The organism is Roseibium limicola, assembly GCF_017313085.1.
Lineage (GTDB): Bacteria > Pseudomonadota > Alphaproteobacteria > Rhizobiales > Stappiaceae > Roseibium > Roseibium limicola.
Map to the genome: position 1 here is coordinate 11,592 of NZ_JAFLNF010000003.1, position 17,284 is coordinate 28,875.

At 55.7% G+C, this 17,284-nt stretch carries 16 protein-coding genes; 4 read left to right on the plus strand and 12 right to left on the minus strand.

The genetic code is table 11. From position 1 onward, the window contains the following. Positions 1-31: 31 nt before the first annotated feature. From J0X15_RS07290 to phnC, 8 genes are all read right to left on the minus strand, one after another. Complete coding sequence (locus J0X15_RS07290) at positions 32-1,117, minus strand: porin (protein WP_206939352.1); 1,086 nt, start codon at positions 1,115-1,117, stop codon at positions 32-34. Between the two features lie 818 nt (positions 1,118-1,935). Further along, positions 1,936-3,057, minus strand: a complete 1,122-nt coding sequence (locus J0X15_RS07295; protein ID WP_206939355.1) for a porin — start codon at positions 3,055-3,057, stop codon at positions 1,936-1,938. Positions 3,058-3,924: 867 nt separating this feature from the next. Then, positions 3,925-4,563, minus strand: a complete 639-nt coding sequence (gene parA / locus J0X15_RS07300; RefSeq protein WP_206939356.1) for a ParA family partition ATPase — start codon at positions 4,561-4,563, stop codon at positions 3,925-3,927. Positions 4,564-4,752: 189 nt separating this feature from the next. Then, positions 4,753-5,955, minus strand: a complete 1,203-nt coding sequence (locus J0X15_RS07305) for a lytic murein transglycosylase (protein ID WP_206939358.1) — start codon at positions 5,953-5,955, stop codon at positions 4,753-4,755. Positions 5,956-6,299: 344 nt separating this feature from the next. Beyond that, positions 6,300-7,631 carry a phosphonate ABC transporter, permease protein PhnE gene (gene phnE / locus J0X15_RS07310; RefSeq protein ID WP_206939360.1) on the minus strand — a complete coding sequence of 444 codons (1,332 nt, stop codon included), beginning with the start codon at positions 7,629-7,631 and terminating at the stop codon, positions 6,300-6,302. 11 nt (positions 7,632-7,642) lie between these two features. Further along, positions 7,643-8,491: a phosphonate ABC transporter, permease protein PhnE gene (gene phnE / locus J0X15_RS07315; protein WP_206939362.1), complete on the minus strand. Its 849-nt coding sequence runs from the start codon at positions 8,489-8,491 to the stop codon at positions 7,643-7,645. Positions 8,492-8,573: 82 nt separating this feature from the next. Next, positions 8,574-9,488 (minus strand): phosphonate ABC transporter substrate-binding protein, encoded by a 915-nt coding sequence (gene phnD, locus J0X15_RS07320; RefSeq protein ID WP_206939365.1) that lies wholly within the window; start codon positions 9,486-9,488, stop codon positions 8,574-8,576. 52 nt (positions 9,489-9,540) lie between these two features. Beyond that, complete coding sequence (phnC, locus tag J0X15_RS07325) at positions 9,541-10,383, minus strand: phosphonate ABC transporter ATP-binding protein (RefSeq protein WP_206939366.1); 843 nt, start codon at positions 10,381-10,383, stop codon at positions 9,541-9,543. Between the two features lie 579 nt (positions 10,384-10,962). Between phnC and J0X15_RS07330 the strand changes: the two genes are divergently transcribed. Together J0X15_RS07330 and J0X15_RS07335 are read left to right on the plus strand one after the other, a co-directional pair. Further along, the gene (locus J0X15_RS07330) at positions 10,963-11,565 is read left to right on the plus strand and encodes a L,D-transpeptidase (protein WP_206939367.1); all 603 of its coding nucleotides are present in this window, start codon (positions 10,963-10,965) and stop codon (positions 11,563-11,565) included. Positions 11,566-11,698: 133 nt separating this feature from the next. After that, complete coding sequence (locus J0X15_RS07335; RefSeq protein WP_206939368.1) at positions 11,699-12,145, plus strand: hypothetical protein; 447 nt, start codon at positions 11,699-11,701, stop codon at positions 12,143-12,145. A 9-nt stretch (positions 12,146-12,154) separates the two neighbouring features. Here J0X15_RS07335 and J0X15_RS07340 read toward each other — a convergent pair whose 3' ends face one another. Together J0X15_RS07340 and J0X15_RS07345 are read right to left on the minus strand one after the other, a co-directional pair. Then, a complete protein-coding gene (locus tag J0X15_RS07340; protein WP_206939369.1) occupies positions 12,155-12,523 on the minus strand; it encodes a gamma-butyrobetaine hydroxylase-like domain-containing protein in 369 nt (122 codons plus the stop codon). Between the two features lie 129 nt (positions 12,524-12,652). Further along, positions 12,653-14,077: a cryptochrome/photolyase family protein gene (locus tag J0X15_RS07345; RefSeq protein WP_206939370.1), complete on the minus strand. Its 1,425-nt coding sequence runs from the start codon at positions 14,075-14,077 to the stop codon at positions 12,653-12,655. 294 nt (positions 14,078-14,371) lie between these two features. Here J0X15_RS07345 and moaA point away from each other — a divergent pair, with 294 nt between their 5' ends. Together moaA and J0X15_RS07355 are read left to right on the plus strand one after the other, a co-directional pair. Then, positions 14,372-15,403, plus strand: a complete 1,032-nt coding sequence (gene moaA, locus J0X15_RS07350) for a GTP 3',8-cyclase MoaA (RefSeq protein ID WP_206940153.1) — start codon at positions 14,372-14,374, stop codon at positions 15,401-15,403. A gap of 2 nt (positions 15,404-15,405) precedes the next feature. Continuing rightward, positions 15,406-15,738, plus strand: a complete 333-nt coding sequence (locus J0X15_RS07355; protein WP_206939371.1) for a hypothetical protein — start codon at positions 15,406-15,408, stop codon at positions 15,736-15,738. A gap of 53 nt (positions 15,739-15,791) precedes the next feature. Here the strand turns inward: J0X15_RS07355 and J0X15_RS07360 are convergent, their stop codons facing one another. Both J0X15_RS07360 and J0X15_RS07365 read right to left on the minus strand, forming a co-directional pair. Beyond that, positions 15,792-16,559 carry a DUF3306 domain-containing protein gene (locus tag J0X15_RS07360; RefSeq protein WP_206939373.1) on the minus strand — a complete coding sequence of 256 codons (768 nt, stop codon included), beginning with the start codon at positions 16,557-16,559 and terminating at the stop codon, positions 15,792-15,794. Continuing rightward, positions 16,556-17,119: a DUF3305 domain-containing protein gene (locus J0X15_RS07365; RefSeq protein WP_206939375.1), complete on the minus strand. Its 564-nt coding sequence runs from the start codon at positions 17,117-17,119 to the stop codon at positions 16,556-16,558. The genes J0X15_RS07360 and J0X15_RS07365 overlap by 4 nt, the downstream gene beginning before the upstream one ends. Between the last annotated feature and the right edge of the window lie 165 nt (positions 17,120-17,284).

A 17,284-nucleotide genomic window follows, 5' to 3' on the forward strand; every position in this document is an offset into this window, starting at 1 on the left:
CCTGTCAGATCTGTAATCTGGTCAGGCCAGATTAGAATGTGCGCTGTACGCGGAAGGCAGCTGCCAGAGTGTCTGTGTCAGCAGAACCAACTTCTGTGTTGGCGTAGCCGAGGTCGACGCCCATGACGAAGCCGGAAACCGGGGTCCAGGATACGGAACCGTCAACTGCGTAACGTGTCACGTTCAGGTCGTCGATGGAAAGGTAAGAACCGTCCAGTGCGAGACCAACAGTGGAAGTTGCCTGATGGTACAGACCACCGGACAGAGCGTAACCGGAAACTGTGTTACCAGCTGCAACGTCTGCATAGCTGCCAGCGCCGATGTAAGCGAGAGCGCCGTCAGCATACTGAGCCTGGAAGAAGACGTTGGAACCGTCGGACAGCATCGGCAGGTTGAAGGACACGCCACCAGCTACTGCGTAGCCGAGTTCGTTGTCGAAACCAGAGACGTTTACGTCATGCAGAGCGCCGGAGAGCTTAGCAGAGCCCCAACCCTGGGAAACGCCGAGCGTAGCAACGACGTCCGGAAGACGTGTGCCGTCGTATGTGGAAGCAGAGCTTTCACGACGTGCGCCGCTTTCGATACCAACTGTTGCGGACAGACCGTTGCCGAAAGAAGCGGCATATGTCAGCTGCTCAGTGGTGGTGTCGGACCAGTTACGACCAACAACGCCTGCCAGAGCCTGGCCGGTGAAGATGTCGAACTGTGATGTTGCGTAACCGAAGGTGAAGCCGCCGAACTGAATGTAAGCGGAGCCAACACCGAAGCCACCTGTGGAAGAGCCGTTCAGCTCTGTGAAGGCGCGCAGCAGGCCGAATTCGGTTGCTGTACGAGCGTCGAGGTACAGGTAGCCCTTGCCGTACATGGAGTAGCCGTCAGCTGCATCCGAACCCCAGTTGCCGTTGTCGGCAAAGTTGTTGGCTGTGTACTGAACGCGAACACGACCACCAACGCGGAGACATGTGTCTGTGCCCGGGATGTAGTAGAATTTGGAACCGTATGCGTCACAAACCTTGACGTAATCAACTGGCTCAGCAGCAACCGGAAGATCGGCAGCCTGGGCAGTGGTGGCAGCAGCAGCAGCAGCGGCTGCGAGCAAAACGCTCTTAAAGTTCATTTCTGACCTCCTAAGTCAAAACCATAAAGATGAGCACTCAAATTAAGTATTCGGGCTCATCAATCCCCGCGAAATTTTGACAAGACATTCTCGAAATTCGTCACGTTAAACAACGATCCGGAATGTAATGACAACGACATTGACGCCGTTCGCAAGGACGAAGAAACCAAATCGGATTCCTCGTCGCAACCGAATTCGGCGCCACTTCACATCGGGCATACGTTGCCGTGATTTATTTGCAACATATTGATATTTAGGAGATTTATTAATTACGTAAGGTAAGTTTAATAAAAATACACATTAAATCTCTATATGTTTTTGTAATTTAAATTAAAAAATTAATATTTATATTTTTTTATATTCATTTAATAATAAAAATTCGCGCAGAACTCTTCGTAATGCATCAATAAAAATTACATTTCATATCTATTTAGCCGAATAATTCGCTAAGCGATACTGCATATATACTAATATAATTTGGAATTATGTTAAAAATTCAAATAAATACATAGATTCTATTTTCGACATTCAAACAACTGAATCTGAGCATGAAAACTCATCTGAGGGACAGATTGGGGACAAAACGTCGGGAGAAATCATCTCGATCGCCGAATCTTTCGATCAGAACCGGCATGGAAATCGATTCACAGCCCAAAAATCGCGACGATGAGGTAAGCGCTGCGCCTGCAGAAGCAGCTCTGGGAACGCCCGCCTTCTTTAGAGGGGACGACCCGGCGGGTTGGACGCCGCCGGGTCGCATGGCTGACCGGAAATCAGAAGATTATCCCGTCAGGAGCCATTGAAGTCGGTCGCCCGACTTAGAATGTGCGCTGTACGCGGAAGGCTGCCAGCAGGGCATCTTCGTCCTGGCTGTCGATTTCGACGTTCGAGTAGCCAAGGTTTGCACCGAGAGACAGACCGGAAACCGGCTCCCACTGAACGGAGCCGTTCACTGCGTAGCGGGTCAGGTCGAGGTCATCGCCAGTTTCGATGTCGGCATAGGAACCATCAAGAGCCAGACCAACGGTCGCGGTTGCCTGATGGTAAAGGCCGGCACCAAGTGCATAACCGGAAGATGTGTCGCCGTTCGCTGCATCAGAGATGGAAACGTCAACGCCGTTGACGGTGTATTCATCACCCACAGCGATGTAGGACAGGGCGCCATCTACATAGACAGCCTGGAAGGCCAGCTCGGTGCCTTCGGAGATCATCGGCAGACCGAAAGTCACGCCGCCGCCGACCGCAAAGCCGAATTCGCTGTCCTGGCCGGTTACATTGGTGTTGTGCAGCGCGCCCATCAGCTGGGCAGAACCCCAACCCTGATCAACGCGAAGCTTGGCAACCAGATCCGGGTAGCGAACCCCGTCGTAATCGCCAACCTGACGGTCAGCAGCATCTTCAAGGGCGACAGTGGCGGAGAAGCCGTTGCCGAATGCCTGCGTGTAGGCAACCTGCTCAACAGTGGTATCCGACCAGTTACGACCAGCTACGCCGATGTAGGACGTGCCAGTGAAGTAATCGAAGTTGGACGTAGCATAACCGAAGGTGAAGCCACCGAACTGAACGTAGGCAGCACCGAGGCTGAAACCAGTGTCACTGCGACCGGAGAACTCGGTGAATGTGCGCAGGAGACCGAATTCAGTTGCTGTACGGCTGTCCAGGTACAGGTAACCACGGCCGTATGCGCCGTAACCGTCAGCGGAAGAGTCGCCCCAGTTGCCGCCATCGGAGAAATCGTTGGCAGTGTACTGAACACGAACACGACCGCCGACGCGCAGACATGTGTCTGTGCCAGGGATGTAATAGAAGCGCGAACCGTATGCGTCACAGACCTTGACGTAATCGACTGGCTCAGCAGCAACCGGAAGATCGGCAGCCTGGGAAGTGGTGGCGGCAGCGGCTGTAGCAGCGGCTGCGAGCATGATGCTCTTAAAGTTCATTTCTGACCTCCTAAGTCATTTCTGAGAAGCTCTTCCGGAATTAAGTATTCCCAAAGAAACCTAACCAGCGAAGCGACCATTCCCCGCCCCTCACCCAACAGCCCGAAACCGGATGCCGGGAGAGAACTCGCTCGGTGGAAACGCTCTCGCTCGCCACCCAAAAAGACAGAGTCACTAATTACACTCAATAGTTTTCTTCACACAAGGGGCATCTGCATATGACGCGTGATTTTTCTGCAACAGACTCAAAACCAGCCTAAAACAGCCATTACTATCAGAACTTTTGAATATACTAAACTGTGTAGTTTACAATTCAGATTAATTCCAGGCCCGGCTTTTTGATTTGAGTCATAGGCATGAAAAACCCTCCAGCTTTAAGGGTCCAAGACTCATATCGTTTCATTTTTGACATGAATAACGTTAGGTAAGACTTGCGGAAAATCGTAGATTAATTTTGAACTCGAATGAATTTTTACTTCACTTCACAGCTCAGAAATGAAATCTCCTTATTTTGGCTCTATATGTTTCTGAACCAATACAAGTAAGAACCATCGCCAAACGCACTTGAACTGACGCTGAAATCAAGCTGGGGAAGCGTTAGAGCCGACACAAATTGAGTCGTAGAACCCGGTTGAGCGCAGCGGGAATCGTCAAGTTGGGAGTTCTCATGGATATTTTTGCGCATTTCGGCCGACGACCCTTCGATCGAAACGCCGTCAGAGCGCATGGATGGCGATCGAATGACTGCAAGATCCAATACCCCAACCTTTGGCGTTGCTAAAGGAACGCAGGGAGGCAAGCCCGCCAGAGATAACGGCAAAGCAGTGATGCGGCTGTCATCAGGTACGATGGAGGGGGAGTTCGGACTTAAAACCGCGAAAAGAGCTCTTTCAACAGAGCGTCGACTTCCTGTGCAGCTTTACCGGAGGATTCGGTCTCAACCACTGTGAGCCCCTTGCCCATGGAAGATGCAAATGCAGTCCGGTTGCCAAGCTTGGCTGACAGAGATTCAAACCCTGCCTTGGCGATGGCTTCGGTCATTTCACCAGTCAATGCGGCGCGAGGCGGCACACGGTTGAAAACCAAAACAGCAGGCGTGTCCTCACGATCAGCCAACCGGAGGGTCTGATCTGTCGCCCACAAATCAACAGGCGTTGGCTGGATCGGAACCAAGACAAGATCTGCAGCATCAATCGCAGGTTTGGCGTCCGCATCTGTCTTTGGCGGGGTATCAATCACCACATAGTCGAAATTCCGGGCGAGTGATCTTGCTTCGCGTCGTGCGCCCCAGCCAGAAGCGGTTCTGAACTCCAGGCCCGTACCATCTTCGCCAAGGGTGCGCTCCCGAGCTTCGAACCATGTTCCAAAAGAACCTTGCGGGTCGACGTCAAGCACCGCGACAGATCCACCGGTCAACCGCGACAGGCTGACGGCCAAATGCGCGGAAAGGGTCGTCTTACCTGAACCGCCCTTCTGCTGAGCTACCGTAATAATGCGGCCAGTCATTGCAAAGTCCCTCTGTCACGCGGTCATATTGCTTTGCAACAGAGCCACTTTCAACACCTGTTCCAGCCCGTTTCCAATCCGCATCCGACGTTTTGCAACCCTTCAGGAAGGGTTATATTACGTCATCCCGGTGAAAACTTGACTTGAGTGTCAATAATAGGACGCATGGAAAGGGATTATGTTCCCATATTAGCGGCCCCCAAGACGGGAATAGACCTCCCAGGCCGGACGGCCCGTGACGGTCAAGCCGAAATGGGCCTCCGCTTTCTTGATGCCTGCTCGGGTTGCGGGACCAACTTTACCGTCTGGCTCGCCGACATTGAAGCCATTCGAGTTCAGCAGCTTTTGCAGGTCCAGCCGTTGGGCACGCGACAACCCCGGGTTCGCCGTCGGCCACGGTGCCTTGAAAGGCTCCCCACCAGACACCAGCTCGGAAAGAAGTGAAATCGCCAAGGCATAGGACGTCGAGACGTTATAGGAGCGGATTGCCTCGAAATTGCGCGTCACGAGGAATGCCGGACCATTGCTGCCGGCCGGTTGAATAAGAGCTGCTTCAGTGTTGCCACTCAAACGCTTGCCATCAACCTTGGCCACACCGCGTTGCGCCCAGGTGCTGAAGGGCGCACGCTTTTTCCGGCCAGACGGGCCATTATAGCCCTCGGGAAGCGTCACTTCGTAGCCCCATGGTCGGTGATCACGCCAACCGGCGTCCTTCAGAAAATTCGCTGTCGAGGCCAGCGCATCAGGCACCGAGTTCACCAGATCCTTGTGGCCATCGCCATCATGATCGACGGCCAGGCGTTGATACGTCGTCGGCATAAACTGGGTCTGGCCGAATGCACCTGCCCAGGAGCCGCGAAAAGCCTTCGGTGCGACATGCCCGTCTGAAGCAATCTTCAGGGTTTTGATCAGCTCTCCGCGAAAATACTTGGAGCGACGCCCCCCGGCGCAGGCAAGATTGGCCAACGCATGCGGCGTGTAGAAATCGCCCTGAAACTGACCGTAGTCACTTTCAATACCCCAGACAGCAAGAACGATGTGACGATCGACACCGTACCGCTTCTCGACGCTTTTCAGGGTGGCGTCATGTTTGCGCAGCAACGCCTTGCCGTCGGAAATCCGTTCCGGATCGACAAGAAAAGCCATGTAATCCCAGATCGGTGTCTTGTACTCGGGCTGAGAGCTGGAGAAACGGATGACCTTCTCGTCATATGTCGCGCCATCCAGCATCCCGGAAGCGATTTCAGCGCGCACGCCGGATTGCACGGCCTGTTTCTTCAAGGATGCAACACAGGAAGACAGCGACGCAGCTTCCACGGGGCTGCCCATTATTGCCAGCCCGCCCAAAAGGGCGATCCAACGCGGCGCCCCAAAGTCCGTCCATTCCGTCATGTCACGCCGCTCCAGCTCGAATCATTGCCAAAGAATCGCCGTAGAACGTGGGGGAATGATGGCAGACGCCTCGCTCTTTCTGGCTCGCCATTCAAGTCACGCCGCAACATCTGCAGCAGGAACCTTTGACGAGCGTTGCCGGGCTGTTTTGGCCGGTGTGGCGGACGTGGTGGCGTTCGGTATTACCGAGCATCTCCCCTAGGACGCCCAAAACCTGAAATCCTTGCTGCATGCGCTGCCGCTGTTGGGTAAAGGCGGTCGCTCGGCACTGTGAAGCCGAAAACGCGAAAGGCGGGCTCAAGTGCCCGCCTTTGCTTGTCAGTTCCCTGCTGCCCGGAAGGCGCTCAGCCCTCAATCAGCTTCTTGCGCAGCCAACTGGAGGCCTGATCCATCAAGATCACCACAATGATGGTCAGGATGATGATGTAGCTGGTGTTCTCCCAGTCGCGGGAGGTCTTCATGGTTTCCACCAGCATCAATCCGATACCGCCGGCGCCAAGCGCACCGATAACTGTGGCCGAGCGGGTATTTGATTCAAGATAGTAGAGAACCTGAGAGACAAATACCGGCAAGATCTGGGGGATCACACCAAATCGATACCGCTGCAATTGGGTCGCGCCGGTCGCCCGAACGCCCTCAACCTGTTTGTTATCGATGTTCTCAAGCGCTTCGGAGAACAGCTTGCCGAGTGACCCGGTATCCGTGAAGGCGATGGCCAATGCGCCCGTGAGAGGCCCCAGACCGAAGGCACGGATGAAGATGAGCGACCAGATCAGCATGTCGATGCCGCGCACGAAGTCGAAGAGGCGACGAACACCGAAGCGGACAAGGAATGACGGGGTGAAATTACGCGCAGCCAGAAAGGCGAGCGGCAGTCCGACTAGGGCTGCGGTCAACGTGCCCAGTACAGCCATCATGATCGTCTCGAACAAGGCAACGAACACCGCACCATGCTGCCAGTCCGAGTTGGACAGAAACTCGTCAACAATCAGCGAAAGATTCGATTGGTCCGGATCGATACGCTCATCGCTCATCGCGAGACTCGTCAGCTCTCCGAAAGACTTCCCATGAAGCGGCGAGTTGAAGGTGAACCAGAAGTTTTCCCAGCCACCGAAATAATTATGCACTTCGATCTTGGTCTTGGTGACCTGAACGCGTCGGTCGAGTGTCGGGCGGGCATCAAACTTGCGCGGATCGTCCTTGACCCACTCTGGGATATCGCCAGGGGGCAACTCTGTTTCAACGCCGGTCTTGGTGGCAGTCACCTTGATGACGCCATAGTCCGGCACCGTGAACTGAATGACGTTGCCGGTGATCTCGATCAGATATCCCTCATCAAGATCGACCACCGCATCATCTCCGCGGATTTGAACCCAATCCGGCGAAGCACCTTTGGCATAGGTCGCCGTACGTTCTCCTTCGATGGCGACGGACACCCCGCCCCGACGCAAGTCCTTGGTGACATGCACCTTATGGGCGACCGCATCGGTTGCCAAGATAACCGCTCTGTCGGGTCGAGCCCGTTCCAACAGATCAGGAATGTCAAAGGCGAACCAAGTGTAGGTGAAATAAGCCAGGATCAAGAGTGGCGCAGCCACTGTGAAGGCTGTGCGCTTCCGGATCTGTTCCAGAATGGCCTGGCTGTCGAAACCGGGCTGTAGCGTCGCGGCGGTCATCTCGGAATTCCTCAATGTGCCCGGCCTGCGCCGACAAGCTTGCCGCGCAGGTAGGAAGACGTCTGGTCAATGAGCATGATGGTGAGGAACAGCAGCACGAAGATCGCGGCGGTCTCGTCACCAGATCCCTTGCCCCAACCGATGGTGCGGCGCAATTCCGCCCCAATGCCGCCAGCCCCGACGAAGCCGAGGATGGCCGAAGCCCGCACATTGATCTCGAAGCGCAGCAGAAAGTAGCTGAGGTAATTGGGCGCGACCTGAGGCAGAACGGCATAGCGGATACGTTGTATCCAGCTGGCGCCACAGGCTGACAGGCCCTCGATCGGTTTGCGGTCGATGTTCTCATTGACCTCAGAAAAAAGCTTTCCAAGTGCGCCGGCCGTGTGAAACGCAACGGCGATCATCGCCGGAACCGGACTGGAGCCGAGAACAAAAATCAGGAACAACGCGAGGATCAATTCGGGAAAAGCGCGCATGATGTCCATCATTCGGCGGACCACCGGGATCAACGGGCCATAGCTGTCGACATTGCGGGTTGAAGCCATCGCTAGAACCACCGCGAGTGCGCCACCAATCAGCGTCGCAACACCTGCGATATTCAATGTTTCCAACATGAATGGCAGAAAATGGAGAATAAGGCCGAAAAGCGCCCAACCAGCCTCCCAGGCTTCCTTCACGATCTCGCCCGGATAGTCGAAGAACTTCGACAGGCCATTGATGAAACTGCCTGAATTCATGCTGTTCGACTCTGAATAGCCGGACACCAGGACAGCCACCATCAGCAACACCCCGATCATGGAGTAAAGCTGGCGGCGTTTGCGCAGGGACAGGATTTCCTGCTCAAGAGCGGCGACGGCCATATGCGAAGAACCTTTGTTGGCGGATGCATGTAGAAAACGCGGGCCGGTCCCCCGACCCGCGTCTGTGATTTAGTCGCAGCGCTTAGTTCTTGGCCTGACGAGCAGCAACGATGCTTTCGTAAGCAGCGTGCGTGATCGGCATGAAGCCCTTGGCTTCACCAGCGGCAACGCCGTAGAAGCACTCTTCGTCCATGGACTTGAGGCTAGCCATCAGGCCAGTCATCTTGACCTTGACGTCTTCTGGCAGCTTCTTGGACAGAACAACTGGACCTTCCGGGATCACCGGCGAGCGCCAGATTTCGTGGATCTCGGTCATGTCGACGAGACCGGCATCGGACGCCTTACGCAGAGCGCCGGAGTTGTAACCATCTTCCCATTCGCCCTGGCCATCGGCCCAGGTCACGCCCGCAGCGATGTCGCCATTGGCAACAGCAACGATGGTCTGCTCATGTCCGCCGGTGAACTTCACTTCAGAGAAGTACTCACCCGACTTCATGGAGTAGCCTTCCTTCGGGATCTCGATGGACGGGATCAGGTAGCCGGAGGTGGAATTCGGATCACCAAAGCCGAAAGCCTTGCCCTTCATGTCTTCCAGCGAGTTGATTTCGCTGTCGACGCGCGCAAAACCGATGGAGTAATAGCCGTAGCCGCCATCGTTGTTGACCTTGACGAGAACCGGATCAACAGCTTCCGGATCGGTCAGGAAAACCTTGGCGTAGCCCGATGCTCCGAGCCAGGCCATGTCGAGGTTACCGCCGAGGAGGCCTTCGATGACACCATTGTAGTCGGCCGGAGCGAAGAGCTTGACCGGAACGCCGAGAAGGTCAGCAGTCTTGTCTTCGAGGCACTCATAGGCGCGCAGGCGATCAGAGGCGTTTTCGCCGCCGAGGATGCCGATGCGGAATTCAGTGATGTTGTCTGCAGCAACTGCGGAAGTTGCATTCAGGGCAAGCATGCTGACCGCAGCAAGGGCGGCGAACTTAGAAACGACGTTCATCTGGGGAACTCCCGAAGAGATGGATATTGATGACTTTGGAAAGCAGCCGGGTTCACACCGCAGCCACAGCTACCGGCGTCATCGCACCGGCAGGATCTTTTCTCCGGACACTCAGGTCCGGGCTCTCGATGGCAGTGGATGTCGCCGCCTCGTTGAAGTTTTCATCGGCGCCGTAGATTTCCCGCGCCACATCCGTGGTCAGGAGCTCGGGTGCACCGTCAAAGACAATCTTCCCATCGCGCATGCCGATCACCCGATCACAGTAGTTCCGGGCGGTATCAAGCGTGTGGAGGTTGCAGATGACGACCTTGTTGTCGCGCTCGTGGATTTCGCGCAGAGCGTCCATGACGATCTTGGCATTCATCGGATCCAGCGAGGCAATCGGCTCATCCGCCAGCACCAAGTGCGGGTCCTGCATCAAGGCCCGTGCGATGGCGACACGCTGTTGCTGCCCACCAGAGAGCTCTTCGGCGCGCTTTGTCGCTTCCTGAGCGATACCCAGGCGGTCCAGCGCAGCCAGTGCGTTTCGAACATCTTCGGCGCTGAAGATGTTGAACATGCTTTTAAGTGTCGACTGAGCGTTCAATCGTCCCAGCATGACGTTGGTGACTACGTCGAGACGTGGCACGAGGTTGAATTGCTGGAAGACCATGGCGCAATCACGCTGCCAGCGACGCTTCGCGCTGCCATTCAGGCTGAGAATATCCGTGCCTTCAAAGAGGATCTGCCCGGAAGTCGCCGGCGTCAGGCGATTGATCATCCGCAGGAGTGTTGATTTGCCCGCACCGGACCGCCCGATCACGCCAACCATCTGCGGTTCGTCAACGCGAAACGTTACCTGGTCAACTGCGTGGCGATTGCCAAATGTTTTGACGACATTGTCGAACTGAATCACCAGCCGCCCCTGTCTGCTTGAGTAAAAATATCAAGCGACAAGAGCCACGGCACTATTACAGCAACATGACAAGTCCTGACGGCGCGTTTGAATATTTCATGACAGTTTCAACAAGCCAGCATGACAAAGCGCTATATCTTAGCCAAATAACTTTCCTGACTTACTATTAAAATGCCTTCGGTCAATACCTTACAGGAATACTCGCGCTCTCGATTTCAATGCCAAAATGCAGCTCTATTACACAAGCGACCTCAAACTCTCCTGCCTCCCGAACATTTTATCGGGTAAAAACCCATCGCAGAAAACGTGCCCTCGCAATGACCTCCCGATGGGGAGGCTGGCACCTCTCGTGGCCAATCATTTTTGACAAAGCGTCGCTTTGAGCCTCCCGTTGCCGGCAATCCTTGCGGAACGATGTGAGAACTGGCTTGGATGCATGCCTATTCACGTTCGCGTGAGGCTCTCCCCAGTCAAGCCAACCGCCGTTACGTTAAGCTTACTTAAATCGACATCGGCTACAAAGACGTCCTGTGTTTAGTCTGGAATTCAATTCATTCTCATTCTGTCGGGGGATTTTCAATGAAACCACTTATTCGGGCAGCGCTTGCAATATTGCTGCTGACTTTCGGTTCGGCTGCCATGGCAGCGCCCGGAGGCAAATTCTACGATCCAAACACCCGCAAGTGGATCGAATATGGTCCGACCAATGGGTCGGTCAGCGGCAAGTCGCCTGTCCGCCGCCAGACGGTTCGCTACGATGGCTCTTATCCAGTCGGCACGATCATCGTCGACACCAAGGAACGCCGCCTCTATCATGTGCTCCCGGGCGGCAAGGCCATGAAGTATGGCGTCGGCGTCGGCAAGCAGGGCTTTCAGTGGTCCGGCACCCATCGCATTACCCGCAAGGCCGAGTGGCCGGGCTGGACACCGCCTTCGCAGATGCGTGCGCGTGAACGCGCCAAGGGCCGGATTCTTCCTGCCCACATGAAGGGGGGCCCGAACAACCCGCTGGGCGCCCGTGCACTTTACATCGGCTCAACGCTGTATCGCATCCACGGCACCAATCAGCCCTGGACCATCGGCTCTGCCGTTTCTTCAGGCTGTATTCGCCTAGCCAACGACGATGTGGTCCATCTTTACAAGCATGTGAAGGTTGGATCCCGGGTCGTTGTTCAGCGCTAAAGCGCGATCCGTTTGACAACACAGAAAAGCCGGCCTCAGCGCCGGCTTTTTTTCATTTCAGAAATGAGAACCACGCAATTATCTGGCCCAGAGGCCCTTCTCTTCCTAAACTGCAGAAAAATGGGAGAGCCTGATGTCCTTGCGGATGCCATCCTGGAGCCGGAAAACCGGTCACTTTGTCGCCGTCACCCTGCTACTGAGTAGCAGCGCTCTGCTTGCCGTATCGGCTCAAGCGCAAGACGTTTCCAACGACGCACAGGTTCAGGCCGGATACGCGCTTTCCAGACAACATTGTGCCCGTTGTCACATCATCAATTCGGCCGACCGCTTCACCGGCCATGCCTCGACACCGTCATTCATGATCATGATTACGGCGCTAAGAGACTGGCCAGACCGCTTTGACACCTTCATGGCTCGCAATCCGCACCCGGCACACATCCGATTGGAAGGTGCAGAGGAGCGACCGGACCATCTCCCCTCGACAATCACCGAAGTTATGCTGACCCTGGACGACCTTGACGACATCCTGACGTATGTAGACAATCTTGCGGTAGAACTCGACAATCCGCGGCCGGAGTAATGCGCCCCTTCAGCGTTCACGGCTCAGGCCTTTTTCTTCCAGTTCCCGTACATAGGTCCCCCAGTGCTTGTCGCGTTCGTGCGCCAGCTCCAGAAAATACTCCCAGGAGAAAATTCCGGAGTTATGCAAATCATCAAAATGGATCCGCACCGCGTAATTGCCGACCGGTTCGATCTTCATGATACCGATGTGTTGCTTTCCAGGCACAGTCTTCTTCTGCGAGGGATTGTGCCCCTGCACTTCTGCCGAAGGGGAGCACACCCGCAAATATTCGGCTGAAAACTCATGAGTCTCGCCATTGTCGAACCCGACAAGAAGGGTCTTCTTGTCGGCTTTCAGCCGCAATTCAGTCGGCCAAGCCTTCTGCGTGTCGCTCACGTCGTCACCCCTGATCTCAATGTTGGCGCAACGATAGGCTTTCAGGCTGGAAGATCAAAGGGGCGTGGCGGATCCCTCAACAGGTATGGAGCCGTCTCCCCTCCTTCACGTTGGGATTGCAGGTTCAGGTCAGGTTTCCTGATTCGCCTTGTGTTGCTTGATACTCTCATAGCCATCCAGGGCAGCCTGACGCGCTTTTGCATGGTCAACAAGCGGCTTCGGATATGTCTGCCCGAGCTGCACACCGGCTTTTCGCAGCACATCAGAAGGGGCCTTAAAGGGGACGTTCAGGTATTCCTGCGGAAGCTCAGCAAGTTCCGGCACCCACTTGCGAACATAATCACCATCGGGATCGAATTTTTCACCCTGTGTCATAGGGTTAAAGATGCGAAAATACGGGGAGGCATCGGCACCGCTGCCGGCCACCCACTGCCAACCGGCCGAATTGTTCGCCAGGTCCGCATCTACCAGAGTGTCGCGGAACCATTCCTCGCCGCGGCGCCAATCGATGCGCAAGTGCTTAATCAGAAAGCTCGCCACGATCATCCGCACCCGATTGTGCATATAGCCAGTTTGCCACAGCTCACGCATGCCGGCATCGACGATGGGGTAGCCGGTTTGGCCGCGTTGCCAGGCCTTGAGATTGGATTCGCTGTCGACCCACGGATAAGCGTCGAAATCTTGCTTCCAGTTTTCCGATGCCAATTTGGGAAAGTGATAGAGGAGATGATAGGAGAAATCGCGCCAAGCGACCTCGCTCAAGAATTTTTCACCATCCTGAGTGTCGTGACCATCTCGAATTCGATGCCAGAGCTGACGCGGCGAGATCTCACCGAAATGCAGATGTGGCGAAAGTCGAGAGATGTTCGGCTTGTCTGGCCGATTGCGCAGAGTGCCATAGCCTTCCAGCCCGTTCGTCAAGAAGCTTTCGAATTGCTCAAGCGCGCCCTGCTCGCCCGGCTGCCACAGCTTTTCCCACCCTTCAGCCCAGTTCGGCCCGTGCGGTAAAAGCTCAAGGTCCTCCAGCTGGTCTTCCGTCTTGAAGTCAGCCAGCTCCAGCGCCTTGGGAGGCGCCAGGGGCGGATCTATGGTCTTGTCCTTGAGTGCGCGCCAGAACGGCGAGTAGACCTTGTAAGGGCCTCCGGTTTTGGTCTCGATCTCAAAGGGTTCCAGCAGCAGACTGGCCTTGAAGCTTCTCACTTCAATTCCGTTGGCCTTAAGGTCCGATTTCAGATCACTGTCCCGCTCGATCGCATGGGGCTCATAACAACGGTTCCAGAAAACGGCGGTCGCGCCCGTCTGCTTGACGAGCTGCGGAATTGCCATGCGGGGATCACCCCGCATCAGAAGCAGTCTGCCGAGATCTTTCTGCAGCGCTGCGAGCGAGTGATGCAGCCACCAACGACTGGCGCCTCCCAGAGGATGGGTATCGCCGGATTTCGTAGGGTCTTCGAGAACATAAACGGGGAGAACCTTGCCTCTGCCGGCTGCCTCTTGCAGCGCCGGGTTGTCGGATACTCGCAGATCCTGGCGGAACCAGACAATGGTGGTCATGGGAGATCGGCCTCTCTTGTCGCGCTCTTTTCAAGTCATTACGGATCTCGGACCAACAAAGATCACTCGCCAGCTCCGGATCATTCTCTTCGCCAGCAAACAGGTATTTGACCGGGGAGGCGCTTGATGAACACCCTGTGTGACCTCTATAGTCTTGAAAAACCCGCTGCAGCCAATACGTTCCCGGTACAGGGAACCGTTCGCGCCGCGATACGGGAGAGGGAGAAACGCATGACGAGCTCTTTTGACAAGAGCGAATCTGGTGGCGACATGTCGACCATTCGCATGCCCAGCATGGACACTCTGTCCGCAGGCAACGCATCTTCGCGTCCGAACATGATCGATCCGTTTGGCAGAGCCGTCAGCTATCTGCGCGTTTCCGTGACGGATCGCTGCGATTTCCGCTGTGTCTATTGCATGGCCGAGAACATGACTTTCCTGCCGAAGAAAGAAATCCTGTCGCTTGAAGAACTCGACAGGCTGTGTTCGGCTTTCATTGAAAAAGGTGTCCGCAAGCTGCGCCTGACTGGCGGCGAACCGCTTGTTCGCAAGAACATAATGGTGCTGTTTCGTTCACTCTCGCGTCATCTTGAGAGTGGTGCGCTGGAAGAATTGACCGTGACGACCAATGGCTCGCAACTGACCAAGTTGTCGCGGGAGCTTTATGATTGCGGCGTGCGACGTATCAATGTCTCTCTCGACACGCTGGACGATGAGCGGTTCAAGGCGGTGACACGTTGGGGCAATCTGCAAAAGGTGCTAGATGGCATCGAAGCGGCTAAAGCGGCTGGTCTGCAGGTCAAGATCAACATGGTCGCGCTGAAAGGCGTCAACGAGCACGAAATCATTCCGATGATGACGTGGTGCCACGCCAATGGTCACGACCTGACACTGATCGAAACCATGCCGCTTGGGGAAATCGACGAAGATCGGACGGACCAATATCTGCCGCTGTCGATGGTCCGTGCCCAGCTGGCCGAGAGGTTCACCTTGACCGACATTCCCTACAAGACCGGCGGGCCTGCCCGTTATGTCACGGTTGAGGAAACTGGCGGGCGGATGGGCTTCATCACGCCGATGACCCACAATTTCTGCGAAACCTGTAATCGGGTTCGGGTCACGTGCACAGGCCAGCTCTACATGTGCCTGGGTCAGGACGACATGGCGGATCTTCGTGCGCCCCTGCGCGCATCTGAAGGTAATGAGCTTCTGTCCGATGCCATCGACGAGGCCATTGGCCGCAAGCCGAAGGGCCACGATTTCATCATCGACCGACGTACCAAGCAGCCAGCGGTAACTCGCCACATGAGCGTAACTGGCGGCTGACCATGGCCGAGCAGCGCTCAACACAGCACACTCTCGATAGTCCGGCGCCCAGAGTGACAGCCCTGGCCATCGCCTTCGCCTGCCTGTTGCTTATGGCCTGGCTCGGGCGTGAGGATGTTCCCGTGTTGCGAAGCCTTTACCAAACGCTGACCGGGGCTGAAACTGCTGGCGGCATGCCCAGCAGCGGCAATCCGGAGCTCGATGCCTGTCTGGAAAAGCGGCTTGGCGATGTCACGAAGATGGTGAGCGAAGGCATTGTGACCGACACACAGGCTGCAAGCTTCAAAAGCCGGGCGACCTCCTACTGCGAGACCCAATTCCCGCGCAGCAACTGAGCCATTTTCTCCGCCCTCGCGCTCAAGCGACATGCACCACTAAGGCTGATGGTTCAGCCCTCCTCCTGGCCGAACTGCATGCGCCGCCGCAAGCCGACCTTGGCCGGCTGCTCATCCACTTCTTCATCGTCGCCTTCAGAGGCAGGCTCAAGCGTCGTGGTGTCGGTTGGCTCAGAGCCGAACACTTCTGGAGCTTCCACATTCACGCGAGCCAGCTCCGAAGTGCTGTCCTCGTTGGCGGAGCCGAGGGTCTCAAGAGCCGGCACTTCATCATCCAAACCACCCTCGGGCTCATTCTGCTCAGCTCTCAAGCGGGCGAGCCTGGCGCTTTCTTCTTCCATCTTGCGCGCGATCTCTTCCGCCTTGTCGGCGTATCCCTTGCCAACGACCCAGGAGGATTTATAGAGGTCAGTAACACCTGCGACGGTGCGAAAATCTTCGTCGTAGTCGTTCAGTCCATCCAACACCGCAAAGACCGGATTGGAACGCCAGATTCGCGACAAGGCTGCATTTTTCAGCGCGGCTGGCACACCGCGTTTCAGGAAAGCGGAAATATCCGAAGCATCCGTCAACTCATCCAGGTTGATTGCCTCAGCAGCCTCCCGGTTGGACTGAGCATCCTCATCCACTGCTTCAACTGCAGACTCTGCGGCTTCAGGCGCAATTTCAGAAGCATTCGAATCGCTTGGGAGCTGCTCTTCAGAGCCTGGAAGCGTTTCCAGGGATTGTTCCGGGTCCTCGTTCGCCGGGCCGTTGCGCTTCCGCCGCGACCAGCGTGCCAGGAAACCTTCCTCCCCTTCATCGGAGCGGCTGCGGGTCATGGAAGCTTCTTTCCCTGTTCGGTAAAGATGGGGTCCTTACCAAACTTCTGGTCGTCTTCGCGCTTGAAATTGATGCGTTTGCGTTTCTTGAATTGTTCGGGCTCTGGCATCTGCTGCATGTAAGCGGCCATCCAGGCCAGAATGGGCGCAGGCATCGGCAGTCGCTCGGCCAGCCCCTCGGCCGCATCTAGAAAGCCCTGGGCTTCATAAGGGTCGACTGTCACGCCGCGCAGTTTGAACGGCACAGGACTGTCATCCGTGTCATCAAGCATCACCCAGATGGCTGGCTGCTGCGTCAGAATGTTGTGATCATAGGCTTCGCCAAGGCGCCGATGCAGCGTCACGCTGGCAGGCCCGTAACAAAACCGGCGAACATTCAGCCCTGCCTTTGACTCATCTTCTTCGACGGAGGACGTGGCGCTGGGCAGCTCTTGCCAGCCTTTGTGCTTGGGAGATTCTGGCAGGATATCCACCACCTGCCAAATATGATCTGTCCAGGGATTCCGACTGTCCCGTCGCTCAATCACGATTGCCACCGGATAGGTTATTTCCCGTTCCACCCTGTACTCCTCCTGACGATCTTCACCGTGATTTTAAGCAATCCCCATCCTGTACGAAAGAGCCGATCTCATTCGAAAGACAGGTGTTTGCATTGGCGGCACCATGCGCTAATCTGGTCAAAATTGGAATAATTATAAACTGCCGGAAACGACCAAAGGCGCCGC